We start from the raw sequence: 23,522 nt of genomic DNA, 5'->3' as shown, positions 1-23,522 counted from the left end.
GCGACAGAGCCCCACGGCAGGGGGCCGGTCGTTTCAGACCCCGCCGCGGCAGCCAAGGAGAAGCACGCGCGTCATGATGGGTAGACTATACACAACTCCTCAGACAAGTAGAGAGGCATCATGGTCGCGCAGGTACAGCGTCAACCCCTGGCGGCGCAAGCCGCGCAGCTCCTGCTGACGCGCATCAAAGACGGTGAATGGGCGCTCGGACAACGACTTCCGGGCGAGACGACGCTGGCCGCACAGCTCGGCGTCGGCCGCTCGACACTGCGCGAAGCCATCCGGGAACTGGCCGGGAAGGGCGTCCTCGACAGCCGTCAGGGTGCCGGTGTCTTCGTCACCGCCCTCGATGTCTCCGACGACTGGGACACCGTACTGCGCAGCGCGAACATCGCCTCGGTGATCGAGGCCCGGATCGCCATCGAGGCCGAGGGCGCGGCCCTGGCCGCCACCCGCCGCACGCCGGCCGACCTGCGCACCATCCGGCGCACGCTCGCCGCGCGCGGCGCCGTCGGCCAGTCGGTGCCCGAACACGTGGATGCGGACATGGCGTTTCACCGGGCCGTGATCGCCGCGGCCCACAATGACGTGCTGACCCAGCTGTTCGACGCGTTCCTCCCCCGACTGCGGCTGGCCATGATCGACATGCTGAAGATCCGCCCGATCACATCGGAGCCGTGCGACCACGCCCTGCATCAGCAACTCGCCGACGCCATCGTGGCGCGCGACCCCGACGCCGCGGCGGCCGCGAGCCGCACCCACCTGAGCGCTTTGAAGGAGTCGTTCACATGACCCCGGTCCTCGAACTCGACAACGTCACCTTCCGGCGCGAGGGCAAGCAGATCATCGACGGCGTCTCGCTGACGGTGCACGAGGGCGAGCACTGGGCGCTGCTCGGCCCGAACGGCGCAGGCAAGAGCACGCTGCTCGGCTTCTGCGGCGCAGTCACGTTCCCGACGACGGGCACCGTGCGGGTGCTGGGCGCACAGATGGGCCGCACCGACCTGGCGCCGCTGCGACGGTCGATCGGTCACGTCAATCCCCGGCACCGGTTGCAGTACCCGCTGACGGTGCGCGAGGTGGTCCTGACCGGCGTCACCGGCACCATCGACATCGCGGCACGCTGGACACCCACCGCCGACGACATCGCACGGGCCGACGATTTGATCGGCACCGTCGGATTGACCCACCGCGCCGACGCGGTGTGGCCGACGCTCTCGCAGGGCGAGCGTGGCCGGACCCTGATCGCCCGCGCGCTGATCGCCGAACCCCGGCTGCTGCTGCTCGACGAGCCGACCACCGGCCTCGATGTCGCCGCGCGCGAGCAGCTGCTGGAAACCCTTGATGCGCTGGAGCATTCACATCCCGAGATGGCGTCGATCCTGGTGACGCATCACCTCGAGGAGCTGCCGACGTCGACGTCGCACGCGCTGTTGATTTCCGACGGCCGCACTGTCGCGGTGGGCCCGGCGGTCGAGACCGTGACGACCGATCATGTGACAGAGGCCTTTTCGCACCCCATCGAGGTCGGCTGCGACCACGGCCGGTGGTCGGCGCGCGCCAAGGCCGGCCGGGTCATCGCGTAACTCTGACCGGGATTTGTGCACGATTTTCCGCGCTTGCCGCGGAAAATCGTGCACAAATCACTGGGTGGCGAACTCGCGGGCCTGCAGATACGCCCGCCAACCTCCGAATTCCGAGATGTCGGGCGCCGCGATGGCCCCCTCGTCGGCGCACACGAACCCGGTCTCCCAGGACCCGTCGTCGAGCTCGACCGCCGCCAGCCCCATCGGAGTCGGGAGGGCCGCCAGGAAGGTCCCGAGCGCCGCCGGCGAGAGCGACCAACGCTCCACCTCGAAAGCCCGTCCACCATGGGGCAGCCGCACCAGCGCGGGCTTGCCCGACGGCAGCGCTGTCATCCGATAGCGCTCGGCCGTGCGCGCCGGCCCGTCCCACCGCGCCCCGAGATCGTGGAGCTGACCGGCCAGCGGCTGATCACGCAGATGCGCTCCGGCCACGACCAGCGTCAGCACCCCGGCGCCCGCGCGCTCGGGCCAGGACGCCGCCGCACCGCGCTCGCCACCGCCCAGGCGGGCCGCGATGTCCGCGACCACGGCGTCATCGAAGGCCCGGCCCAGCACCGTGACGCCGAATTGTGCTGTGGTGCCGTCGGATTCGACGACCTCGCCCGCCGGAACCGCGACGCCGCACATGTCGAAGAGATTGCAGAAGTTGGTATACGTACCGATCCGGGCGTTGACCGCGACCGGGTCGGCCGCCACCTCGGCGAGCGTCGGGTGCAGCGGAGCGGTGGGGACGAGCAGCGCGTCGCACTCCCCCAGTGCCCGGAAGGCCCGCTCTCGCAGGCGGTCCAACTCACGACGGTCACGCAGCAGCCCGGTCGCGGTGTGGGAGCCGCCGGCGGTGATGATGGCCGCGACCGTCGGGTCCAGACCGGCGTCGGCACCGGCACCACTGATGAAGTCCCCCACCGCTTCCGTGCGTTCGGCGACCAGTGCCCCGTCGTACAGCAGCCGCGCGGCGGCCAGGAAGTCCGTCAGGTCGATGGGGACGATCCGCATCCCGGCGTCCCGCGCGGCGTCGACCGCGCGCTGGAACGCGACGTCCCAGCCGGGAGCCAGCGCCGGTAGCTCGGCGGGTACCGCCAGCACCGGCTCGGCCGGGGCGGCGAAGCGCGTCGACGCGGGCCACGGCCGCTGCGTCGTGGTTGCCATCACGGCCATGGCGCTCTCTGCCGTGGCCAGGTCACGCGCCAGGATCGTCACGCAGTCGTAGCTCGGGCAGGCCGGGACGACGCCCGTCGTCGACACCAGCCCGATCGTGCCCTTGATTCCGACCAGGCCCTGGAACGCCGCCGGCACCCGGCCGGATCCCGCGGTGTCCGTGGCGATTCCGATGTCAGCCGCACCGATGGCCACGGCGACGGCCGAACCCGACGACGAGCCGCCCGAGATCCGGTCCGGCCGCCGCGCGTCCCGCACCGCGCCGTAGGGGCTTCGAGTGCCGACGAGCCCGGTGGCGAACTGGTCCAGATTGGTCTTGCCGATCACGACCGCGCCGGCCGCCCGCAGCGCCGCCACCACCGGCGCGTCGGCATCCGGGGTGTAGGCGTAGCCCGGGCACGCCGCCGTGGTCGGCAGGCCCGCGACGTCGACGTTGTCCTTGACCGCCAGCAGCTGACCGGCCAGCGGTCCCTGCGCCTGTGCGACCTCGCGGCGCACGGTGTCCTCGTCCCGGACGGTGATGAAGGCCTCCGGTCGCTGCGTGATGGCCGCGTAGGCGGCGCTGATCCGGTCCGTCATGCGACTTCCTGTCCTGTTGTGGCGCACGGCTTCTTGCGCGCGCCGATCTCGCCACTGGCCTCCCAGCGGGCCCGCTCCTCGTTGCGGGCGGCGGTCATCCGCTGTCGTACCGCGGCGATGTCGTCGGCTTCCCTCGACAGGAAGTTGAGATAGTCCGCGATGCGGAACTCACCGTCGGTGATGTCGACCGTGCCGCGTCCGGCGGCGACGTCGGCCCGCAGGTCGGTCAGTTCCTCCGAGGACACCGGGTACCACGACACCTGGTCGAAGAACCGCAGCAGCCACGGCTGTTCGGGCTCGAAACCCGGTGCGGACAACGGGTATCGGTGGTTCCACACCTGCGTGGTGCGGCCCATCAACTGGTAGCCGCCCGGGCCTTCCATACCGTAGATGCACAGGTAGGCACCGCCGATCCCGACCGCGTTCTCCGGCGTCCAGGTGCGCGCCGGGTTGTACTTGGTGGTGACCACCCGGTGGCGGGGATCGACCGGGGTGGCGACGGGGGCGCCGAGGTAGACATCCCCCAGACCGAGCACGAGATAGCTTGCCGCATGGACGATGTCGAACACCTCCTGCTGCGACTCGAGGCCGTTCATCCGCCGGATGAACTCGATGTTGCTCGGGCACCACGGCGCGTCGTCGCGCACACCGTTGCGGTACCGGTCGATGGCGAGCCGGATGGTCGGGTCGTCCCAACTCAACGGCAGCCGCACCGAGCGGCTCGGCAGCACCAGTTGGTCGACGGGTCCGAGCGCGGACTCGAGGTCGAGCACGAAAGCCGTCATCGCCTGGTGGTCGGTGAGCGCGGCGTCGAACTTGACCTGCAGCGAACGGATCCCGGGCGTCAGGTCGATGATTCCCCGGGGCCGGTGCGCGTCGATCGCGGTGTGCAGCGCGTGCACCCGCGCCCGCAGCACGAGATCCAGTGTCATCGTGCCGTATTCGACCAGCAGGTTGTCATCACCGCTGCGGCGCAGGGTCATCGACGTCGTACCGTCGCCGGTGACGCCGCGGTGCAGGACACCGTCGTCGCCGTCACCGCGCGGGCTGCGCACCACCGGGGATGCCGCGCGCCGCGAGGTGCCCAGGGCCGCCAGCGGTGCCGCGGCACTGGCCCGCACCGGTACGAAGCGCACCCGATCGCCGGGCGTGAGCTGCCCGAGCTTCCAGCGGTCCGCCGACGTCACCGTCACCGGGCAGACGAAACCGCCGAGGCTGGGTCCGTCCGGACCGAGCAGGATCGGGGTATCGCCGGTGAAGTCCAGGGCGCCAACCGAATACGGGGTGTCGTGGATGTTCGACGGGTGCAGGCCGGCCTCACCGCCGTCGGGCCGGGCCCACTGCGGCTTCGGCCCGACCAGGCGCACACCCGTGCGGTCGAGGTTGTGGTCGACCAGATACGTGGCCTCGTAGAGGCTTTCGATGTCGGCGCGGGTGAAGAACTCCGGCGCGCCATGCGGTCCTTCGGTGACCGCCAGGCGCCATTCGTGGCCGATCGACGGGATCTCCTCATCGGTCAGCCGGCGCGGTCGTCCCCCCGGGGTACCCAGATCGAGACGGTCGCCGGCCGCGAGGGCCCGCCCACCGGCGCCGAACTTCCCGAGCGTGAACGTCGAACGCGAGCCGAGGTACGCCTCGGCCTCGATACCACCGGCCACCGCGATGTAGATGCGCATGCCGACGCCCTGCACCGCGCCGATCTCGAGCACACCGCCCTCCGGGACGGCGATGGGTGCCCACTGCCGTGCCGGGACCCCGTCGAGCGTGACCGATACCGGGGCGCCGGTGACGCAGACGACCGTCGCCTCGTCGAATCCCAGTGTCGGACCGGCCATCGTGGCCTCCAGGCCGGGTGCGCCCTCGGCGTTACCGACCGCGAGGTTGGCCAGCCGCAGTGACAGGTCGTCCATCGGGCCTGACGGCGGAACGCCCACCTGCCAGTAGCCGATGCGGCCCGGCCAGTCCTGGACGGTGGTGCTCGGCCCGGGCCGCAGCACGGTAAGGGCGGATGGCGCCATTCCGGTACTCCTTCGAATGCAGAACGCGGTGCGAGAGAACGTGGATCAGGACGGGCGGGTGACGATCATCCGCACCGGTGTCGGATCGAAGCCGTTGCACGGGTTGTTGATCTGCGGGCAGTTGGACACCAGCACGAGGACGTCGGTGTCGGCGCGCAGCGCCACCCGCAGTCCCGGCGCCGACAGCCCGTCGACGATGCCGAGCGTGCCGTCGGCCTCGACCGGCACGTTCATGAAGAAGTTGAGATTCGGTGCCAGGTCACGCTTTCCGAGGCCGTAGCGGGCGCCTTCGATCAGGAAGTTCTCGACGCACGCGTGCTGATGACGGGTGTGGTGGCCGTAGCGCAGGGTGTTGGACTCCTGCGAGCAGGCGCCGCCGACGGTGTCGTGATTGCCCACTTCGTCGGCAACAACAGTCATCAGTGCCCCACCGTCGCTGTCGCGCAACACCGTTCCGGTGCTGACGAACAGCGACTTCTGCGCCGTGATGGTGGTCTGGGCGCTGTACCGGCGGGACGTGTCGTGCGCCCCGTAGATCAGCGTGTCCACGGCCTGGTTGCCGTGCAGGTCGACGATGGTCAGCACATCGCCGGCCGCGACGATGGCCGACCAGGGACCGCGGGCCTCGACGATCTCGTCGAGGATGGTCGTGCCGGACACCAGCGCGGGGACCGAGTCGATGACGGTGCTCATGCGGGAACTCCTTCGGTGAGGTGCAGTGCGGTCCAGACGTCTTCGGTGTTGCGGTGCGCGCGTTCGTATTCGGGTCCGATCGTTTCGGCTCGGGCGGCCAGGTCGGCGAGGTCGGCGGGTGCCGACCAGGCCAGCACCTCCAGATCGGACGTGTCGAAGGTCGGCGATTCGTCGAGCGGGTGCGCGGTGTTGGCGATCGCCACGATCACCGGCAGGTGCACGAGCAGTTCGATCGCCGTGCCGGCTCCGGCCGAGCCCGTCGACACCAGCTGGCCCGCGTCGTCGGCGCGGACGCCGTGGAAGAACGACACGCCAGGGCCGACGTCGCGCGGACCCAGGCCGTGTTTGAGTGCGGCGAGCACCAGCAGCTCCCGGCCGGCCGGGCTGTCCGAGTGCGCGCTGCCGGCCCCGTAGCGGGCTTCGTTCTGGGATCGGGTTGTGGTGCCGCACAGGGCATCGTGGTGGCCCGAGGTGTCGGCGACGATGGTCGCCAGCACCCGTCCCTGGTCATCGAGCAGCGGGTGCCCGGTACCGAGATACGCCTGCCATGGCACCTTGACGGTGTCGGCGGTGTTCAGGCGCTCCCAGGGGGCGTCGGCGCGCCACAGCAGCAGGTGCGCGCACGCGCGGCCGTCGATGTCGGTGAGCCGCAACCGCGTTCCGCGGTCCAGCACCTTGCTGGTGTAGCGGCCGCCGGGCACCGTCTCGGCCCAGGTCAGGCGGTCGGCATCGACACCGGCCGGCGGTGTCGGCCACTGCGATGCCGGGACGACGGGCATGGCTGCGGTGTGGGTGCCGGCTTGCGCACGGGCGTGTGCGCGGGCGGCGGCGGTCGTCGAGGTGGTGGACGAAGAACTCACGAGAATCCTTTCGGCAGTTGTGGATTGGACGGGGTCAGAGCGACCCGACGGGGCGCGGGTGGGTCCGTCGGTACGGGAAGCACAGGGCGCCGAGCGCGACGATGGCGACGATGGTGAACGGCCCGGCCCACACCAGCAGCGGCATGGTGCCCGTCGGGTCGTAGATTTCCGGCCGCGGCCAGGCCAGGTTGATCACCATGGCCACGCCGTACACGACGGCGAAGATGTTGACCGGCAGACCCCAGCGGCCCAGCGAGAACAGCGGCCGGCCGCCGGCGTCGGTAACCGAAGCGTCCCAGCGCATTCCACGCAGCCGGTGCGCCAGGAGCGGCGCCGTCACCAGCAGGTAGGCGATGTAGATCGCGATGATGCAGACGCTGGCCAGGGTCGCGAAGATCGCGGAGTTGCCGACGTTCACCAGGAGCACACCGACGCACGCGACACCGACGACGATCGCGGGCGGAATGGGCGTCCCGGTAGCCGGATTGACGCGCGACAGCAGCGACGAGAACGGCAGCCGCTGGTCGCGTGCCATGGAGAACATCAGGCGGGTGGCCGCGGTCTGAATTGCCAGGGTGCAGATGAAGATCGCGATCGCCACGTCGACGAGGAGCAGCGTGCCCCACGGCGAGGACAGCACCGCACCCAGCACGTAGGGCAGGCCTTCGGTCGCCAGACGGCCGTCGGTCAGGCTCGGCGCCGCCATGAGTGCGCCGACGATCATCAGACCGCCACCGAGTGCCGAGACGGTGAGCGCCGACCGGATGGTGCGGGGGGCGACCCGACGCGCGTCGCGGGTCTCCTCGGCGAGTTCACCGGCCGAGCCGAAGCCGACCATGACGTAGGCGGCCATCAGGCCCGAGGCGATCCAGGCCCAGCCGTAGCCCGAACCCGCGCCGCCGGTATCGAAGACGACCTGCGGACCGCGCTGTGCGTGCGTGAAGAAGACACCGACGACGGCGATCACGCCGATGATCTCGCAGCACACGCCGATCGTCGCGACCCGCGACATCCAGCGCACCCCGATGCAGTTGATCGTGGTGGTGATGATCAGCAGCGCGGTACCCAGCAGCACGGCGTTGGCGGCGCCGTCGGCGGACGTCAGTGCGGTATCGGTGCCGATGATCTGGAAGCCCGACCACACCGCCGGCAGCACCACCTGCAGCGCGATCGCGGCGGCGGACGCCGTGATGATCTGGGCGACGATCATGAACCAGCCACCGAACCAGCCGACGACCTCACCGCCGAGGCGGCGGGCCCACTGGTAGATGGCCCCCGAGATCGGGTAGCGGGCCGCGAGTTCGGCGAAACACAGGGCCACCGCGAACTGTCCGATGAACACCACCGGCCAGGTCCAGAAGAACGCCGGACCGCCGAAACTGTATCCGAGGCCGAACAATTGGAAGATCGTGGTGAGGATCGACACGAACGAGAAACCGGCCGCGAACGAGGCGAACTTGCCCAGCGAGCGGTGCAGCTGTTGGTCGTAGCCGAACTCGGCGAGATCGTCGTGATCTGCCGGCGACGTGTTGGTCAATGTCATCCGATTCCGATTCTGCGAGGCCTAATACCTGTCAACTGACAGAATTAATGGGAAGCGTGACGCAGAGGGGTCACCGACGTTTCCGACGTGGGTCGCGATGTAACAGTTGCGTTTCACGCGAGCCGACGCTGCGCGGCTGACCGCAAGTGGCACAGTAGTGGCATGAGCCGCCCCGGCCGTCCCCGTCATCGCGATGCCCTACGCCCCGGCAGTACCGCCGTCGAACAGATCCTCGATGCCGCCGGAGAACTGTTTGTGACACAAGGCTTCACGGTGACCTCGACGCGGTCGATCGCCGAGGCCGTCGGCATCCGCCAGGCCTCGCTGTATCACCACTTCCCCAACAAAGAGGCCATCCTCGAGGCGCTGCTCGACGCGACGGTGGTGCCGTCGCTGGAGTTCGCGCGGCGCGTGACGCGCTCGGTGGACAATCCGAAGGCGGCCCTGTGGGCGGTGACGGCCGGTGACGCGGCCAACCTGCTGTCCGTGCCGTGGAACCTGGGCCGGCTCTATCTGCTGCCGGAGGTCGACGGCATCGAGGGCTTCCACCGCCGGCGCCGCGAGTTGCACGCCGTCTACCGCGAACTGGCGGTCGACGCCGTGGGCGGCCGCGACGAGTTCCGCTGCGGCCTGCCGGTGCGCCTGACCGAGACGGTCATCGCGCAGCGCGTCGACGATCCGGACATCACCGGTGACGAGGTGGCCGAAGCCATCGCCGATGCCGCCCTACGGGTGCTCGAGGTCGACGTCGACGACGCCCTGCGGGCCGAGGGACGCGCGCTGGTGAAGCAGCACCTGGCCGAGCCGGATTAGGCCTCGGGCGCGAGCAGCTGGTCGGCGTCGAAGCAGCTGTGGTCGCCGGTGTGGCAGGCCCCACCGACCTGGTCGACCTCGAGCAGCACGGCATCGCCGTCACAGTCCAGCCGCACCGAGTGCACGTACTGCGTGTGGCCCGATGTCAGACCCTTGACCCACTGCTCACCACGTGAGCGGGAAAAGTACGTCGCCTCACGGGTTTCCAGGGTGCGGGCCAGCGCGTCGTCGTCCATCCAGGCGACCATCAGCACGTCGCCGGTGCCGCGCTGCTGCACCACGGCGGTGAACAGCCCGGCCTCGTTGCGCTTGATGCGGGCGGCGATATTCGAATCGAGACTCATCAGTGCCCTCTGCTCTTCGCGCAAGCGCTCATCGCACCGTGATCCCTTCGGCCGCCATCGCTTCCTTCACCTGACCGATGGTCAGCTCGCGGAAGTGGAACACGCTGGCCGCCAGGACCGCATCGGCACCGGCCTGCACCGCGGGCGCGAAGTCGCCGACGGCGCCGGCTCCCCCGCTGGCGATCACCGGCACGCTCACCGCGGCGCGCACCGCCCGCAGCATCGCCAGGTCGAACCCGGCCTTGGTGCCGTCGGCGTCCATGGAGTTCAGCAGGATCTCCCCGACGCCGAGTTCGGCTCCGCGCGCGGCCCATTCGACGGCGTCGATGCCGGTACCGCGGCGGCCGCCGTGCGTCGTCACCTCCCAGCCGGACGGGGTGGGCTCGGAGCCTTCCGGCACGGTGCGGGCATCCACCGACAGCACGATGCACTGCGAACCGAACTGGCGCGACAGCTCCGACAGCAGCTCGGGCCGGGCGATGGCGGCGGTGTTGACCGAGACCTTGTCGGCACCGGCGCGCAGCAGCGTGTCGACGTCCTCGACCGAACGCACGCCGCCACCCACGGTCAGCGGGATGAACACCTGCTCGGCGGTGCGGCGCACCACCTCGAGCATGGTCGAGCGGCCCGACGACGACGCGGTTACGTCCAGGAACGTCAGCTCGTCGGCACCCTCTGCGTCATACGCGGCCGCCAGCTCGACGGGATCACCGGCGTCCCGCAGGTTCTCGAAGTTGACGCCCTTGACCACCCGGCCGCCGTCGACGTCCAGGCACGGGATGACGCGTGTTGCGAGACTCACAGGTAATCCTCCGGAATGCCAACGGATTTCACGATCTCCAGCATCCTCTCGTGCACACCGGGCGCGGCGGCCAACGCAGATTTCGAATCGGCCGTCCACGGCTCGCCGGCCAGGTCGGTGACGATACCGCCGGCGGCCCGGACCAGGGCCACACCCGCGGCGTGGTCCCAAATGTGGTGACCGAAGCTGATCGCACCGCCGAGGATGCCGGCGCCGACGTAGGCCAGGTCGAGGCCCGTGGCCCCGTGCATGCGCACCCGCGAGCATTCCCGCGTCAGGCCCGACAGGACCGCATTGCGCCACCGGCCCGGGAACCGGCCCTTCGAATCGATGTTGAAGGTCTGGATGCCGATGATCGATTCGGCCAGTGTGGTCGGGGCCAGCGGCGGCAATACCGTGTCACCGTCGCGGACGGGACCGTCCACGGTCGCGACGTAGCGCTGGCCCATGAACGGCAGCCAGGTCAGCCCGGCGACCGGAGTGCCCCGCCACAGCAGGCCGAGCAGGATCGCCGCCATGGGCGAACCGGCCGCGTAGTTGAACGTGCCGTCGATCGGGTCGAGCACCCACACCAGTTCGGAATCGATGGGCTCGCCACCGTATTCCTCACCGTGCACACCGATTCCGGTCGCCGACGTCAGCGCCGCGACGACCTGGCGCTCGATGGCGAGGTCGATCTCGGTGGCGAAGTCGTTGCCCTTCTTGCGAACTGCCGCGTCGGCCTGGTGGCCGGCGATGAACGGGGCGACGGCGTCGTCGAGGATGCCGGTCGCGGTCGCGACCAGCTCTGCCAACCTCGCCGATTCGATCACTTAACCGCAGCCAGCGCCTCAGGCAGCGTGAACCGCTCTGCGTACAAAGCCTTTCCGACGATGGCGCCCTCGACGCCCTGCCCGGTGAGCGTGGCGATGGCCCGCAGGTCGTCCAGGCTCGACACGCCGCCCGACGCGATGATCGGTGCGGTGGTGCGGCCGGCGACCGTGCTCAGCAGATCGAGGTTCGGGCCCGTCAGCGTGCCGTCCTTGGTGACGTCGGTGACGACGTAGCGCGAACACCCTTCACTATCAAGGCGTTCCAGCACCTCCCACAGGTCGCCGCCGTCGGTCTCCCAGCCGCGGCCCCGCAGCCGCCAGCTGCCGTTCTCGAACTGCACGTCCAGACCGACCGCCACGCGGTCGCCGTACTCGCCGATGGCGCGCTTGCACCACTCCGGGCTCTCCAGCGCGGCGGTACCGATGTTCACGCGGGCACAGCCGGTGTCCATGGCCGCCTTGAGTGAGGCGTCATCGCGGATGCCGCCCGAAAGCTCCACTGCGACATCGAGTTTGCCGACCACCTCGGCCAGCAGTTCCCGGTTGCTACCGCGGCCGAAAGCGGCGTCCAGGTCCACCAGGTGCACCCAGTCGGCACCGTCGCGCTGCCAGGTCTGCGCAGCCTCCAGCGCCGAACCGTAATCGGTCTCGCTGCCGGCCTTGCCCTGCACCAGCCGCACTGCCTTGCCGTCGACCACATCAACGGCCGGCAACAAAATCAAACTCATAGCCCCTCAACCCAATTCGCCAACAGCGTCGCACCTGCGTCGCCGCTCTTCTCCGGATGAAACTGTGTCGCCGACAGCGCGCCGTCTTCGACGGCGGCGATGAACGGCACGTGATGCGTGGCCCAGGTGACCTTCGCGTCGGGATGGCCACCCCACTGCTGGGCGGCGTAGGAATGCACGAAGTAGAACCGGGTGTCCGCGTCGAGCCCCTTGAACAGGGTGCTGCCGGCCGCGGCATCGACGGTGTTCCAGCCCATGTGCGGAATCACCGGCGCGTCGAGCCGGGTGACCTCGCCGGGCCACTGGCCGCAGCCCTCGGTCTGCACGCCGAATTCCACGCCCTTCGAGAACAGAATCTGCATGCCGACGCACACACCCAGCACCGGGTGACCCGCAGCCAGCCGGTCGGCGATGATCTTCTCCCCGCCGATCGACCGCAGACCCGTCATGCAGGCCTCGTAGGCGCCGACGCCGGGCACCACCAGACCGTCGGCGGCAGCCGCGGCAGCGGCGTCCGAGGTGACCTCGACGTCAGCGCCCACCCGCTCGAGGGCGCGCTGCGCGGACCGGAGATTGCCCGAACCGTAGTCCAGAACGACGAGTTTCTTGGTCACAGAGTGCCCTTGGTCGACGGCACCCCGGCCACGCGTGGGTCGGGTTCGACGGCCTGACGCAGCGCGCGCGCCACGGCCTTGTACTGCGCCTCGGTGATGTGGTGCGGGTCGCGGCCGTACAGCGTGCGCACGTGCAGCGCGATCTTGGCGTTGAATGCCAGCGACTCGAACACGTGCCGGTTGATCACGGTGTGGTACGGCACCGACGACCCGGCGATGGTGAAGGACACCATCGACTCGGGTTCGCCGGTGTGCACGAAGTACGGACGGCCCGAAACATCAACGGCCGCATGGGCCAAGGTCTCGTCCATCGGGATGAACGCATCGCCGAAGCGGCGGATGCCCTTCTTGTCGCCCAGAGCCTGGCCGAGCGCCTGACCGAGGACGATCGCGGTGTCCTCGACGGTGTGGTGGCCCTCGATCTCGACGTCGCCCTTGGCGTGCACCGTCAGATCGAAGCTGGCGTGCGTGCCCAAGGAGGTCAGCATGTGGTCGAAGAACGGCACCCCGGTGCTGATGTCGACCTGGCCGGTGCCGTCGAGGTCGATCTCGACGACGATGCTGGATTCCTTGGTGGTGCGTTCCACGCGGGCACGGCGGGTCATGAAACTCCTTGTGGGGCTAGTTCCGATGCGGCGAGCTTGGCGCTGACTTCCAGCAGGGCGTCGTTCTCCGAGGCCAAACCGACGGTGGTGCGCAGGAATCCAGGAATCCCGACGTCGCGGATCAGCACACCGGCGTCGAGGTAGCGCTGCCAGGTCGCCGCGGCGTCGGCGAACTCACCGAACAGGATGAAGTTGGCGTCACTGGGGATCACCCGGAAACCCATGTCGGACAACGCCGCTGCCACCCGGTCCCGCTCCGCCGCCAGGGTGGCGACGCTGCTCAGCGTCTCATCGGCATGGCGGAGCGCCGCACGCGCGGCCGCCTGCGTCAGCACCGACAGGTGATACGGCAACCGCACCAGCAGCATCGCGTCGATCACGGCGGGGTCCGCCACCAGGTAACCCAGCCGCCCGCCGGCGAAGGCGAACGCCTTGCTCATGGTGCGGCTGATGATCAGCTTGGCCGGGTACTCGGCGAGCAGCGCCACACCGCTTGGCTGCGACGAGAACTCGCCGTACGCCTCGTCCAGGATCAAGACGCCCGGGGTGACGTCGAGCAGGCGGCGCAGGTCGTCGAGCGGAACGCTCTGCCCGGTCGGGTTGTTGGGGCTGGTCACGAAGACGACGTCGGGCTGCTGCGCCTCGATCGCGGCCACGGCCACGTCGACGTCGAGACCGAAATCGGTCGCCCGGGTCGCCGACAGCCACTCGGTCTGAGTGCCGTCCGAGATGATCGGGTGCATCGAGTACGACGGCACGAACCCGAGCGCGCTGCGGCCCGGCCCGCCGAACGCCTGCAGCAGCTGCTGCAGGATTTCGTTGGAACCGTTTGCCGCCCAGAGGTTTTCCGCCGTCAGCGCGACACCCGTCTGCGCCTGCATGTACGCGGCCAGATCGGTACGCAGCGCCGTGGCGTCGCGGTCCGGGTACCGGTGCAACTCGGTGGCAGCCACGGCGACCGATGCGGCGACGTCGTCGACCAGTGCCTGCGTCGGCGGGTGCGGGTTCTCGTTGGTGTTGAGCCGCACCGGAACGACGAGTTGCGGTGCGCCGTAGGGCGATTTGCCGCGCAGGTTCTCCCGCAGCGGCAGGTCGGCCAAGGAAATCTTCTTGCCCATCAGAGCCTTCTGTTCTTCGCGCAAGCGCTCATCAGCGTTCGAACCTCCGGCGTACGGCCTCACCGTGCGCCGGCAGGTTCTCGGCATTGGCCAACGTGATCACGTGACCCGCAACATCTTTCAGGGCCGCCTCGGTGTAGTCGACGACGTGGATGCCACGCAGGAACGTCTGCACCGACAGGCCACTGGAGTGCCGCGCGCAGCCGGCGGTGGGCAGCACGTGGTTGGACCCGGCGCAGTAGTCGCCGAGGCTCACCGGCGACCAGGCGCCGACGAAAATGGCACCCGCCGAACGGATTCGGCCCGCAACCTCCGCGGCGTCGACGGTCTGGATCTCCAGGTGCTCGGCGGCGTAGGCGTTCACCACCCGCACGCCGGCGTCGAGGTCGTCGACAAGCACGATGGCCGACTGCTTGCCGTTCAGGGCGACCGTCACGCGCTCGCGGTGCAGCGTCGTGGCGACCTGCGCGGCCACCTCGACATCGGTGGCGTCGGCCAGCTTCTCACTGGTGGTGACCAGCACGCTGGCGGCCATCTCGTCGTGCTCGGCCTGGCTGATCAGATCGGCGGCGATGTGCACCGGGTCGGCCGAGTTGTCGGCCAGGATGGCGATCTCCGTCGGGCCGGCCTCGGCGTCGATGCCCACCTGGGAGCGGCAGATGCGCTTGGCGGCCGTGACGAAGATGTTGCCCGGCCCGGTGATCATGTCGACCGGCGCGAGTTCTTCGCCGGTCGTGTCCACGCCGCCGTACGCCAGCAGCGCGATGCCCTGGGCACCGCCGACGGCCCACACCTCGTCGACCCCGAGCAGGGCCGCCGCGGCGAGGATGGTCGGGTGCGGCAGTCCGCCGTGGTCCTTCTGCGGTGGGCTGGCGATCACCAGGGAGTCGACGCCGGCGGTCTGGGCCGGGACGACGTTCATCACGACACTCGACGGGTAGACGGCGTTGCCGCCCGGTACGTAAAGCCCCACACGCTCGACGGGGACCCACCGCTCGGTGACGGTCGCGCCCGGGGCCAGCGTCGTGGTGGTGTCGGTGCGGCGCTGGTCGGCGTGCACGGCGCGGGTCCGCTCGATCGCGACCTCGAGGGCCACCCGCACGTCGGCGGGCAGGCGGGTCAGCGCGGCGTCCAGCTCCGCCTTGGGGACGCGCACGGCCGCCGGCCGCACCCCATCGAACGACTCTCCGTACTCCAGTGCCGCCACCGCGCCGCGTTCGACCACGGCGTCGACGATCGGGCGTACCTTGGGCAGCACCGCATCTACGTCGACACCGCCTCGAGGCAGCACGGAACGCAACTCTGCGGCGGTCAGCACACGGTTACGCAGGTCGATACGGGACATCTGTATCTCGGCCATCGATTCAATTGTCCCTGATCAGTCCAGTTCATAAAAATCCGCCACCACGTGGCGGCCTAGGCGACTGTCGAGCTCTCCAGCGCGCTCTTGATGATCGGCGCCGCCTGTTCCATCGAGGCCCGCAACGGGCCCGCGGCTTCGTCGGGCAGGACGTCACGCGACCAGAGGAATCGGCAGCGCGCCGGACCGACGGCCGTAACCCGCATCACCGCGTTGTCGTGCACCGGGCGCGCGGTATCACCGATCAACGAGTAGGCGACTCGACAATCGGCGTCATCGCGACTGACCAGGCGTTCTCGGCCGACGAAACCGTCGGCGAACGTCACGACCCGAACGTTGCCTGCTGACTCGCAAGACACCACGAAGCCGGGAGCCATGCGCACGGGACCGGCCTCCCAGTCCCCGATCACCTGCCACACCTGGTCGCGGTCTGCCTCAACATCGAACTCAACGTGAATGAATGCCATGCCGCCAGTCTGGGCGGTGGCCGACCGGACGTCTTGAACATTCTTGCGGGCCGTCGCCGTCATCCGACCGTGTCGGTCCCCACCGATAACGTCACCGGCATGTTGACCGCGCAGACGCTGGTCGCGCGACCCGACTTCAGCATCGCGACCTGGTGCTGCACGGGTGCCGACGAGGCCTGGTCCGAGCCCGAGTGCGCGATCGACGGCCGCGTCGTGCTGGTCCGTTCGGGCAGTTTTCACCGCCGCAGCGCCGGCGGTCCCGTCGAACACGATCCGACGCTCGGCTATCTCGGTCTGCCCGGGGAGGGCGAGCAATTTGCCCATCCGCACGGGGGCGACCAGTGCACGTCACTGCAGCTCGGCGCCGCGAGTTGGTGGCAGCTCGCCGGCGAACCCCAGCGGACCGGGTCCACGCCGGTCTATGTCGACGCCCGACTGGAACTGGCACACCGGCGATTGCTGGGCGACGAAGGCACCGACCCCGACTATCAGATCGCCGAACAACTGGTCTTGCTGGTGGGTTCGGCGCTGCGGTCGGCGGCAACACGGCCGATCCCCGCGTCCGATTCGCCGTCTCGGACTTCGGAGCGGCGATTGGTGGCGCGAGCCCGCGAAGCGATCCGCCAGGGCGATGACACCGCCGCAGGACTGTTCCCCCTCGCCGCTGCCCTCGGGGTGTCGCCCTACCGTCTGAGCCGATCGTTCAGCAACGAGCTGGGGGTATCGGTCACGCGGTATCGCAATCGGGTCCGCGTGGGACGGGCCCTCGACCATCTGCACCGCGGTGACACCACGCTCGCCGATGTCGCGGCCACGCTGGGGTTCGCCGACCAGGCCCACTTCTGCCGGACGCTGCGTGAGCAGACGGGGTACACCCCGACCGTCGTCCGGCGCGAACTGCGCCGCGCCGCCACGGGCTAGCGGCTCTTCCCATCGGCAGGACCGTCACGCACGTGCACGCCGGACTATTGTCCGAGAGCAAGCCGAATCGAATACGGAGGCGTCAATGTCAAGCCGTCAGGACCACCCCAACAACGCCGCCGGCGTGCCGATGATCTTCCCGGTGTGGTTGGAGAACTTCCAGATCAAGTACATCAACCCGGCGTTGCGCCCGTTGTCCAAGAAGCTGCCGGGGTTCTCGGTCATCAAGCACCGCGGCCGCAAGTCCGGCAAGGAGTTCGAGACCATCGTCACCTCGTACCGCAAGGGCGATGTGCTGGCGATCGGGCTGGCTCACGGCAAGACCAATTGGGTCAAGAACGTGCTCGCCGCGGGCGAGGCCGACATCCACGTCGCGCGCCGGGATCTGCACCTGGTGAATCCGCGCATCCTGCCCGCGGGTACCAGTGACCCTTCGCTGCCGCGGATCGCACAGATCGTGGCCAAGCGCAGCGGCGTGTTCGTCGCCGACATCGCCCACTGACAAACCGGGGGCCACGCTGAGTGTCAGCGTGGCCCCCGGTCCGTCAACGGCTACTTGCAGATGTCGTTGATCTGCTTGCTGTCGGCGCCGGCGTCGTCCAGGCGCACCTTCTGCTGCGGATCGTCGGTCTGAGAACCGGCCGTCGCCGCGGCCCCGATGTCCAGCAGGGTGTTCGCGTACTTGCGCGCCGCTGTCGCGAGATCGGCCGGGGCGGCCGGGTCGATCCGGTTCAACAGATACTGGCCACCGGTGATCAGCGCCAGACGCGCATTGGCCGCCACGGCCAGGGCACCGGTCGTGTCGTCCGGCCCGCCGGGGACCGCCAGGTTGGTGTTGATCGCGATGCCCTTGCTGACGGTCTTCATGGCGTCACAGAGCGCGATCTTGGCCGTGTCCTGCTCGGCCTCGGTGTACTTCTTGTCTTGGTTCTTCACCGCGTACAGCGCGTAGCCACCGATGCCGGCGGCGATCAGGCCGATGACCACGGCCGCAATCGCGATGATCTGCGTGACGGACATCGAACCCGACGCCTGGTCGGTGTCTTTTGCGGCTTTGCTCAGCGTGGTGGTCTTGTCTTCGGTCTTCTCGTCTTCCGCCATGCTCGTGATAGTAGCGGCCGAGTTACGTATCGAGGCCGACGTCGAGCACCCGTACCGAATGCGTCAGCGCGCCGATGGCGAGGAAGTCGACCCCGGTCGAGGCGTAGGCCGCGGCCGAATCGAGGCTGAGACCACCCGACGATTCCAGCTTGGTGCCGGGCGCGCGGGCGTCGCGGCGCTGCACCGCGATCTGCGTCTGCCAGACCGGGAAGTTGTCCAGCAACACCAATTCGACGTTCTCACCGAGGATTTCGTCGAGCTGCTCGAGCGAATCCACCTCGACCTCGCACGGCAGATCCGGCGCCACCGCACGGACCGCCTGCAGGGCCGCCAGCACCGATCCGGCGGCTGCGACGTGGTTGTCCTTGATGAGTGCGGCATCGCCCAACCCCAGCCGGTGGTTGACACCGCCGCCGACGCGCACCGCGTACTTCTGCAACAACCGCAGTCCGGGCAACGTCTTTCGGGTGTCACGGATAGCGGTGTCGGTCCCGGCCACCTCCTGCACCCAGCGGGCCGTCTCGGTGGCGATGCCCGACAGATGGCAGACGAGGTTCAGCATCGTGCGTTCGGCGGTCAGGAGGGCCCGTGTCGGGGCCTCGACGGTCAGCACCGCATCGCCGGGCTTGACCTCGACGCCGTCCTCGGCGCGGTCGAGGATCCGGTAGGCGCCCTCGCCGATCACCTTGTCCAGCACCAGAACCGCGATGTCCAGGCCCGCGATGACGCCCGGCTGCCGCGACACCATCGACGCGACCGTGGTGGCGTCGGCGGACACCGTCGCCACCGAGGTGACGTCCGGCCCATAGCGCAGATCCTCGTCGAGCGCGCGATCGATGATCGCGTGCGCGTCGGCCAATTCCGCTGCGTTCAATGCCATCAGTTGCACACTCCTATCGGCAGGGCGGCCACCGCACGCCCGGCGGCATCCAGCCGCACATCGATCGATACCCCGAAGGCCGGATCGCGATCCGGTCGGTCACTGCGGTGGTGGCAGCCACGGGATTCCGCGCGCACGGCCGCAGCGGCAGCAACCGCCGAGGCCGTCACGGTCAAGGCCGCATCCTCGACGGCGGCACGGTCCGACATGGCCGTGCCGCGGGCGCCGGCGAGCAACTCGCCCAGCCGGCCCAGCCCGGCGGCGTCGCGCACCACCGAGGCGTAGCTCGTCATGTCACGTTGCAGCACATCGCGATTCAGCGCGGGCCGCTTGCCCAGATCCGGCTCCGGTACCCGGTTTCCGCCGGCGTCGCGGGCCTGCTCCGCCGCCGCACGACCGGCCCGGCCACCGACCACCAATCCCTCCAGCAGGCTGTTGGAGGCCAGGCGGTTGGCGCCGTGCATACCGGTGCGTCCGACCTCGCCGGCGGCGTACAGACCCGCCATCTCGGTGCGGCCGAACACGTCGGTGACCACACCCCCGCAGCTGTAATGGGCGCCCGGCACCACCGGAATCGGTTGGCGCGCAGGGTCGATGCCGGCCGCCAGGCACGCGGCCGTGACCGTCGGGAACCGGGCGGCGACGTCGGGGACGCCGCGCGCGTCGAGGTAGACGTAGTCGTCGCCGGTGGCCGCGAGGCGGGCATCGATCGCGGCGGCCACGACGTCGCGCGGAGCCAGGTCCCCCATCGGGTGCACACCGTCGGTCACCGAGTCGCCGCGGAGGTCACGCAGGACGGCCCCTTCGCCGCGCAAGGCTTCGGTGATCAGCGGGCACCGGCCGCCGGCCGCGCCGGTGTACAGCATCGTCGGGTGAAACTGGATGAATTCGATGTCACGGACCGGTAATCCGGCGCGCAGCGCCAGGGCGATGCCGTCGCCGGTCGAACCGTCCGGATTCGTCGTCGCGGTGTACAGCTGCCCCAGGCCACCGGTCGCCAGGATCACCGACGGCGCCGTCAGCACACCCGGTCCTTCAGGACTCAGCACCAGCAGACCGCTGACCGCACCGTCGTGGTGCAGGACCTGCAGCGCAACATGATTGGGTCGGATGTCGAGCGTCTGGGTCGCGGCGGCCAGTGCGCGCTGCACCTCGGCACCGGTGGCATCGCCACCGGCATGGATGATGCGGCGGCGGCTGTGCCCACCCTCGCGGGTCAGGGACCAATCCCCCGGCCCGGCTTCGTCGAAAGCCGCACCGGCGCCGACCAATTCACGCACGGCGGCATAGCCGTCGGCGACGATCGAGGTGACCGCGTCGACATCGCACAAGCCGGCCCCGGCCGCGACGGTGTCGGCGACGTGCGCCTGCACCGAATCATCGGTGTCGGGGATGACGACCGCGATGCCGCCCTGGGCATAAGCGGTCGCCGTCTCGCCGGACTTGCCGACGACCACGACGCGGCTGCCGGCCAGCTGGGCGGCACGCGCCGCCGCGAGGCCGGCGACCCCTGTGCCGACGACGATGACGTCGGCCCGCTGGCGCCAGTAGCCGCGGCCGCCGCAAGCAGCCGTCCGACGGCCCGCGTGGGCGCTCACGCTATTCCCCGCCGCCGGGCTGCCCGATCCCGATCATGCGCTGCACGCTCAACCGAGCTGCGGCTGCGACATCTTCGTCGACGTGAACTTCGTCGGCACCGTCCCGCAGGCAGCGCAGCAGCGCGGCCGGCGTGATCATCTTCATGTATGGGCAGGAGGCCCGATCGTTGACGGCGAGAAACTCGGTTTCCGGTGCGGCACGGCGCAACTGGTGCAGCATGCCGATTTCGGTGGCGACCAGGACCTGCTTGGCGTGGGTCTCGCGGGCGGCGTCGAGCATGCCGCCGGTCGACAGGATTTTGACCCGGTCGTCGGGCACCGCGCCCTCGCCGGCCAGGTACAGAGCCGAGGTGGCGCAACCGCATTCGGGGTGCACGAAGAGTTCGGCGTCGGGGTGCGAGCGGGCCTGGTCGGCGAGCTCGTCACCGTTGATGCCGGCGTGCACGTGGCATTCGCCGGCCCAGATGTGCAGGTTGTCCCGACCCGTCATGCGGCGCACGTGGGCACCGAGGAACTGGTCCGGGCAGAACAGCACGGTCTTGTCCGCGGGAATCGAGGCGACGACCTCGACCGCGTTGGACGACGTGCAGCAAATGTCGGTGAGGGCTTTGACGGCCGCGGTGGTGTTCACGTAGGACACCACGACCGCGTCCGGGTAGTCGGCCTTCCAGGCCCGCAGGTCGTCGGCGGTGATCGAATCGGCCAGCGAGCAGCCCGCCCGCTGGTCCGGGATCAGCACCGTCTTGGCCGGCGACAGGATTTTGGCGGTCTCGGCCATGAAGTGCACACCGCAGAACACGATGGTGTCCTCAGCGGCGTCCGCAGCGATCCGCGACAGCGCCAGCGAGTCGCCCACATGGTCGGCGATGTCCTGAATCTCGGGCAGCTGGTAGTTGTGCGCGAGGATTGTGGCGTTGCGTTCCTTGGCAAGGCGACGCACTTCGTCTGCCCACTGCCCGTCGGCGACCACGTCGCCGAAACCTTCGAACTCCGCCGCACGGTCCAGAACCGTCATGGCCGTCTCCTTTGAACCTGGCCAGGTTTTCGACTTATGATCGAAAACATGCCACATACTAGCACTGCACACGAAATGTTCACCTTCGTGTACCGCGCGCGAGGGCACCGGGCCTGACCGCAGCCCTCGCGAAGCGGCTACGCAGCGGGTGGTCGACCGCTATGACTGCGCGCCCGACCAGCAAAGACGACCGAGAGCGTCCGGGCTCAACGTCTCGTACCGCCCGCCAAGGTGGTGCCGGCTCGGAGCAGGAGATACGTCAGCCCTATCGCCGCGCCGACGACAATGACGAGATGAGCGCCAATCGGGCCGGTGGAAATCGAGCCCGCCGGACTGACCATGAGGAACCACGACGCGACGCCGACGGCAACCGCCGTCGCTATCACGAGAATGCGGCCGCCGGCGCCCGCCAATAGCGGGCGCGCCGATTCCAGGGTCCGCGAGCCAAATCTGCCAATTCGTGAACTGCCGACCCGTCCGGCAAGCACACCCCACGAAACAAAGGCGCCGTATGCCACAACGGCATTGCTGAAATCGATGTTCATGATCAGCAACACGACCAGATGAAATATGGTCGCGACAGCCAGCGTGATCCGGAACGCGCGCCACCAAAGTAACGCAATGAGGAAGGACAACTCGAAAACGACGGTGAGCCAGTCGACGGCCTCCCACGCGACCGGCACATCATGTTCAGCTATCCACCGGGCCAGCCAGTGCGTCCGCCCTTGTGTCACGAAGCCGAGTACGAAGTATCCGCGCGAGGCTTGGCTTGAGAATGACAGCCAGCCGGTGAGGACCTTGGTCAGCGCCGCGGCGAAAAATCCCCAGCCGATCAGCAGAGCCAACAATCGCAAGGGCCACTGTGGCTGAACAGAGGTTTCATTTCTGCGCCGAAGGGCGTCGAGGGAATAGCGGTTCCCCCAGTTGGCGAAGGCCAATACCAGCGGCGGCAATGTCAACAAGATCGTGTGGTCGATCTTGCCCAGACAGAACGTCACACCATAGGTGGCGGAGAGTATGAGCCAAGCAGCCAGCGACACATACTTCGTCCATATGCCCAGACCGAGCATGACGAGAATGACTGACCGAAGAACTTCCATCCCGCTGAGTACCGGCATTGAAGGGAATCCCGATAGGAGTTGAAGTGGCCCGGGCGGCGGATGAAACATGAAATCGGGATACTCGGCCAGCCACGTGATGTCGGGCGCGACCAGTAGGACGCTGACCGCATAAACGATGCGGGATATGCCCAAATCCTCAGGGGTGAACGGTCCATCTTCGACCCAGCGGTCGAATTTATCGATGACCCTCACTTCGCATTTCCGAAATCGATGCTGACGGTACGCAGCGGCGCGTATTCGACTCTGGACGGCTCGGCCGCCTCATATATCGCCGTCCGCCACACGATGTCCAAGCCGACAACTTCTCGGCCAGGAAACCGCGCCGTGATCTTTGATCGCAGCCAGGCGATTGCTTCGGGATCAGACCCGAAAGTGTCGTTGTCATATGCGGTCGAAAATGCGATCAATGGCACCGACGGGCCCGGGGGCAGGATGGTCTCTATCGGCGCAGACTCCGCATGCCCGTCCGCGAAACGAACGACAAGCCCGGGCTCTTTCGCCTTGGGCACACCAGTTTCCAATAAGCAGCCGGGACAGTTCGCCGGGAATCCGGGAAGGATGAGAGCCGGGTAGGGTTCCCCGCGCGCAATACCGAGAAAGACGTACTGCAGCAGGGCAATCCACAAAAAAGTGACCGCAAATATCATCCGCACGGTGCGCTTGTCGGCCGAGCCGCAGGATCGCGTCACCGAAGATGTCCTACCCGCCCGAGGTGCAAGAAGAACTCGCGCTGAGCCACTTCTCCCCCTTCCACATCCCAGGTGCCAAATCCCCCGAACCAGCAAC

25 protein-coding genes are annotated in these 23,522 nt (G+C 68.7%); 5 read left to right on the top strand and 20 right to left on the bottom strand.

Annotated elements, in window-relative coordinates:
• Window positions 1-120 precede the first annotated feature (120 nt).
• Together BR47_RS0114565 and BR47_RS0114560 are read left to right on the top strand one after the other, a co-directional pair.
• Window positions 121-792: a FadR/GntR family transcriptional regulator gene (locus BR47_RS0114565; RefSeq protein WP_029119969.1), complete on the top strand. Its 672-nt coding sequence runs from the start codon at window positions 121-123 to the stop codon at window positions 790-792.
• Window positions 789-1,586 carry an ABC transporter ATP-binding protein gene (locus tag BR47_RS0114560; RefSeq protein ID WP_029119968.1) on the top strand — a complete coding sequence of 266 codons (798 nt, stop codon included), beginning with the start codon at window positions 789-791 and terminating at the stop codon, window positions 1,584-1,586. The genes BR47_RS0114565 and BR47_RS0114560 overlap by 4 nt, the downstream gene beginning before the upstream one ends.
• A gap of 57 nt (window positions 1,587-1,643) precedes the next feature.
• On the opposite strand, the gene atzF is transcribed toward BR47_RS0114560, so the two are convergent.
• Genes atzF through BR47_RS0114535 form a run of 5 tightly spaced genes read right to left on the bottom strand, consistent with a single transcriptional unit; the run spans window position 1,644 to window position 8,437 of the window.
• Window positions 1,644-3,323, bottom strand: coding sequence for an allophanate hydrolase (gene atzF / locus BR47_RS0114555; RefSeq protein ID WP_029119967.1), 1,680 nt, complete (start codon window positions 3,321-3,323; stop codon window positions 1,644-1,646).
• Window positions 3,320-5,341 carry a 5-oxoprolinase/urea amidolyase family protein gene (locus BR47_RS30550; RefSeq protein ID WP_036421264.1) on the bottom strand — a complete coding sequence of 674 codons (2,022 nt, stop codon included), beginning with the start codon at window positions 5,339-5,341 and terminating at the stop codon, window positions 3,320-3,322. The genes atzF and BR47_RS30550 overlap by 4 nt, the downstream gene beginning before the upstream one ends.
• 45 nt (window positions 5,342-5,386) lie before the next feature.
• Window positions 5,387-6,034, bottom strand: coding sequence for an urea amidolyase associated protein UAAP2 (locus tag BR47_RS0114545; protein ID WP_029119966.1), 648 nt, complete (start codon window positions 6,032-6,034; stop codon window positions 5,387-5,389).
• Entirely contained in the window at window positions 6,031-6,894 is an 864-nt protein-coding gene (locus tag BR47_RS0114540; RefSeq protein WP_020103232.1) for an urea amidolyase associated protein UAAP1, read from the bottom strand. The genes BR47_RS0114545 and BR47_RS0114540 overlap by 4 nt, the downstream gene beginning before the upstream one ends.
• Before the next feature lie 34 nt (window positions 6,895-6,928).
• The gene (locus BR47_RS0114535) at window positions 6,929-8,437 is read right to left on the bottom strand and encodes an amino acid permease (protein WP_020103231.1); all 1,509 of its coding nucleotides are present in this window, start codon (window positions 8,435-8,437) and stop codon (window positions 6,929-6,931) included.
• A gap of 162 nt (window positions 8,438-8,599) precedes the next feature.
• Between BR47_RS0114535 and BR47_RS0114530 the strand changes: the two genes are divergently transcribed.
• Entirely contained in the window at window positions 8,600-9,250 is a 651-nt protein-coding gene (locus tag BR47_RS0114530; RefSeq protein ID WP_029119965.1) for a TetR/AcrR family transcriptional regulator, read from the top strand.
• Here BR47_RS0114530 and hisI read toward each other — a convergent pair.
• Genes hisI through BR47_RS0114485 form a run of 9 tightly spaced genes read right to left on the bottom strand, consistent with a single transcriptional unit; the run spans window position 9,247 to window position 16,100 of the window.
• Window positions 9,247-9,594 carry a phosphoribosyl-AMP cyclohydrolase gene (hisI, locus tag BR47_RS0114525; protein WP_020103229.1) on the bottom strand — a complete coding sequence of 116 codons (348 nt, stop codon included), beginning with the start codon at window positions 9,592-9,594 and terminating at the stop codon, window positions 9,247-9,249. The genes BR47_RS0114530 and hisI overlap by 4 nt on opposite strands.
• Before the next feature lie 28 nt (window positions 9,595-9,622).
• Complete coding sequence (hisF, locus tag BR47_RS0114520) at window positions 9,623-10,423, bottom strand: imidazole glycerol phosphate synthase subunit HisF (RefSeq protein ID WP_177127386.1); 801 nt, start codon at window positions 10,421-10,423, stop codon at window positions 9,623-9,625.
• On the bottom strand, window positions 10,393-11,208 hold the full coding sequence (locus BR47_RS0114515) for an inositol monophosphatase family protein (RefSeq protein WP_029119963.1): 816 nt from the start codon (window positions 11,206-11,208) through the stop codon (window positions 10,393-10,395). Before BR47_RS0114515 ends, hisF begins: the two co-directional genes overlap by 31 nt.
• Window positions 11,205-11,936 (bottom strand): bifunctional 1-(5-phosphoribosyl)-5-((5-phosphoribosylamino)methylideneamino)imidazole-4-carboxamide isomerase/phosphoribosylanthranilate isomerase PriA, encoded by a 732-nt coding sequence (gene priA, locus BR47_RS0114510; protein ID WP_029119962.1) that lies wholly within the window; start codon window positions 11,934-11,936, stop codon window positions 11,205-11,207. Before priA ends, BR47_RS0114515 begins: the two co-directional genes overlap by 4 nt.
• Window positions 11,933-12,550: an imidazole glycerol phosphate synthase subunit HisH gene (gene hisH / locus BR47_RS0114505; protein ID WP_029119961.1), complete on the bottom strand. Its 618-nt coding sequence runs from the start codon at window positions 12,548-12,550 to the stop codon at window positions 11,933-11,935. Before hisH ends, priA begins: the two co-directional genes overlap by 4 nt.
• Complete coding sequence (hisB, locus tag BR47_RS0114500; protein ID WP_020103224.1) at window positions 12,547-13,155, bottom strand: imidazoleglycerol-phosphate dehydratase HisB; 609 nt, start codon at window positions 13,153-13,155, stop codon at window positions 12,547-12,549. The genes hisH and hisB overlap by 4 nt, the downstream gene beginning before the upstream one ends.
• A complete protein-coding gene (locus tag BR47_RS0114495; RefSeq protein ID WP_036427353.1) occupies window positions 13,152-14,273 on the bottom strand; it encodes a histidinol-phosphate transaminase in 1,122 nt (373 codons plus the stop codon). The genes hisB and BR47_RS0114495 overlap by 4 nt, the downstream gene beginning before the upstream one ends.
• A 31-nt stretch (window positions 14,274-14,304) precedes the next feature.
• On the bottom strand, window positions 14,305-15,633 hold the full coding sequence (gene hisD, locus BR47_RS0114490; RefSeq protein ID WP_029119959.1) for a histidinol dehydrogenase: 1,329 nt from the start codon (window positions 15,631-15,633) through the stop codon (window positions 14,305-14,307).
• 56 nt (window positions 15,634-15,689) lie between these two features.
• Complete coding sequence (locus tag BR47_RS0114485; RefSeq protein ID WP_029119958.1) at window positions 15,690-16,100, bottom strand: SRPBCC family protein; 411 nt, start codon at window positions 16,098-16,100, stop codon at window positions 15,690-15,692.
• A gap of 99 nt (window positions 16,101-16,199) precedes the next feature.
• Between BR47_RS0114485 and BR47_RS0114480 the strand changes: the two genes are divergently transcribed.
• Complete coding sequence (locus tag BR47_RS0114480) at window positions 16,200-17,021, top strand: helix-turn-helix domain-containing protein (protein ID WP_029105629.1); 822 nt, start codon at window positions 16,200-16,202, stop codon at window positions 17,019-17,021.
• A gap of 85 nt (window positions 17,022-17,106) precedes the next feature.
• Window positions 17,107-17,523, top strand: coding sequence for a nitroreductase family deazaflavin-dependent oxidoreductase (locus tag BR47_RS0114475; protein ID WP_029119957.1), 417 nt, complete (start codon window positions 17,107-17,109; stop codon window positions 17,521-17,523).
• A 50-nt stretch (window positions 17,524-17,573) separates the two neighbouring features.
• Here the strand turns inward: BR47_RS0114475 and BR47_RS0114470 are convergent, their stop codons facing one another.
• From BR47_RS0114470 to BR47_RS0114445, 6 genes are all read right to left on the bottom strand, one after another.
• Window positions 17,574-18,122 (bottom strand): hypothetical protein, encoded by a 549-nt coding sequence (locus BR47_RS0114470; RefSeq protein ID WP_051634796.1) that lies wholly within the window; start codon window positions 18,120-18,122, stop codon window positions 17,574-17,576.
• Between the two features lie 22 nt (window positions 18,123-18,144).
• A complete protein-coding gene (nadC, locus tag BR47_RS0114465; RefSeq protein WP_020103217.1) occupies window positions 18,145-19,002 on the bottom strand; it encodes a carboxylating nicotinate-nucleotide diphosphorylase in 858 nt (285 codons plus the stop codon).
• The gene (locus BR47_RS30545; RefSeq protein WP_036427324.1) at window positions 19,002-20,600 is read right to left on the bottom strand and encodes an L-aspartate oxidase; all 1,599 of its coding nucleotides are present in this window, start codon (window positions 20,598-20,600) and stop codon (window positions 19,002-19,004) included. The genes nadC and BR47_RS30545 overlap by 1 nt, the downstream gene beginning before the upstream one ends.
• A gap of 1 nt (window position 20,601) precedes the next feature.
• Window positions 20,602-21,615: a quinolinate synthase NadA gene (nadA, locus tag BR47_RS0114455; protein ID WP_020103215.1), complete on the bottom strand. Its 1,014-nt coding sequence runs from the start codon at window positions 21,613-21,615 to the stop codon at window positions 20,602-20,604.
• Window positions 21,616-21,821: 206 nt separating this feature from the next.
• Window positions 21,822-22,928 carry an HTTM domain-containing protein gene (locus tag BR47_RS0114450; RefSeq protein ID WP_029119956.1) on the bottom strand — a complete coding sequence of 369 codons (1,107 nt, stop codon included), beginning with the start codon at window positions 22,926-22,928 and terminating at the stop codon, window positions 21,822-21,824.
• On the bottom strand, window positions 22,925-23,425 hold the full coding sequence (locus BR47_RS0114445) for a hypothetical protein (protein ID WP_029119955.1): 501 nt from the start codon (window positions 23,423-23,425) through the stop codon (window positions 22,925-22,927). Before BR47_RS0114445 ends, BR47_RS0114450 begins: the two co-directional genes overlap by 4 nt.
• Between the last annotated feature and the right edge of the window lie 97 nt (window positions 23,426-23,522).

This window comes from Mycobacterium sp. UNC410CL29Cvi84, assembly GCF_000686745.1.
In the GTDB taxonomy this organism is placed as follows: domain Bacteria; phylum Actinomycetota; class Actinomycetes; order Mycobacteriales; family Mycobacteriaceae; genus Mycobacterium; species Mycobacterium mucogenicum_B.
The sequence above is the reverse complement of the archived record's forward strand: the minus strand, read 5'-3'. Positions and strand labels throughout refer to the sequence as shown.

Excerpts from the sequence above, each read along its gene's own strand:
- BR47_RS30550 (WP_036421264.1), bottom strand. The coding sequence starts at position 5,341 with ATGGCGCCATCCGCCCTTACCGTGCTGCGGCCCGGGCCGAGCACCACC.
- nadC (WP_020103217.1), bottom strand. The coding sequence starts at position 19,002 with ATGGCATTGAACGCAGCGGAATTGGCCGACGCGCACGCGATCATCGAT.
- hisD (WP_029119959.1), bottom strand. The coding sequence starts at position 15,633 with ATGGCCGAGATACAGATGTCCCGTATCGACCTGCGTAACCGTGTGCTG.
- BR47_RS0114495 (WP_036427353.1), bottom strand. The coding sequence starts at position 14,273 with ATGGGCAAGAAGATTTCCTTGGCCGACCTGCCGCTGCGGGAGAACCTG.
- BR47_RS0114470 (WP_051634796.1), bottom strand. The coding sequence starts at position 18,122 with ATGGCGGAAGACGAGAAGACCGAAGACAAGACCACCACGCTGAGCAAA.
- BR47_RS0114545 (WP_029119966.1), bottom strand. The coding sequence starts at position 6,034 with ATGAGCACCGTCATCGACTCGGTCCCCGCGCTGGTGTCCGGCACGACC.
- atzF (WP_029119967.1), bottom strand. The coding sequence starts at position 3,323 with ATGACGGACCGGATCAGCGCCGCCTACGCGGCCATCACGCAGCGACCG.
- nadA (WP_020103215.1), bottom strand. The coding sequence starts at position 21,615 with ATGACGGTTCTGGACCGTGCGGCGGAGTTCGAAGGTTTCGGCGACGTG.
- priA (WP_029119962.1), bottom strand. The coding sequence starts at position 11,936 with ATGAGTTTGATTTTGTTGCCGGCCGTTGATGTGGTCGACGGCAAGGCA.
- hisI (WP_020103229.1), bottom strand. The coding sequence starts at position 9,594 with ATGAGTCTCGATTCGAATATCGCCGCCCGCATCAAGCGCAACGAGGCC.
- BR47_RS0114480 (WP_029105629.1), top strand. The coding sequence starts at position 16,200 with ATGTTGACCGCGCAGACGCTGGTCGCGCGACCCGACTTCAGCATCGCG.
- BR47_RS0114530 (WP_029119965.1), top strand. The coding sequence starts at position 8,600 with ATGAGCCGCCCCGGCCGTCCCCGTCATCGCGATGCCCTACGCCCCGGC.
- BR47_RS0114535 (WP_020103231.1), bottom strand. The coding sequence starts at position 8,437 with ATGACATTGACCAACACGTCGCCGGCAGATCACGACGATCTCGCCGAG.
- BR47_RS0114485 (WP_029119958.1), bottom strand. The coding sequence starts at position 16,100 with ATGGCATTCATTCACGTTGAGTTCGATGTTGAGGCAGACCGCGACCAG.
- hisB (WP_020103224.1), bottom strand. The coding sequence starts at position 13,155 with ATGACCCGCCGTGCCCGCGTGGAACGCACCACCAAGGAATCCAGCATC.
- BR47_RS0114560 (WP_029119968.1), top strand. The coding sequence starts at position 789 with ATGACCCCGGTCCTCGAACTCGACAACGTCACCTTCCGGCGCGAGGGC.
- BR47_RS0114475 (WP_029119957.1), top strand. The coding sequence starts at position 17,107 with ATGTCAAGCCGTCAGGACCACCCCAACAACGCCGCCGGCGTGCCGATG.
- BR47_RS0114565 (WP_029119969.1), top strand. The coding sequence starts at position 121 with ATGGTCGCGCAGGTACAGCGTCAACCCCTGGCGGCGCAAGCCGCGCAG.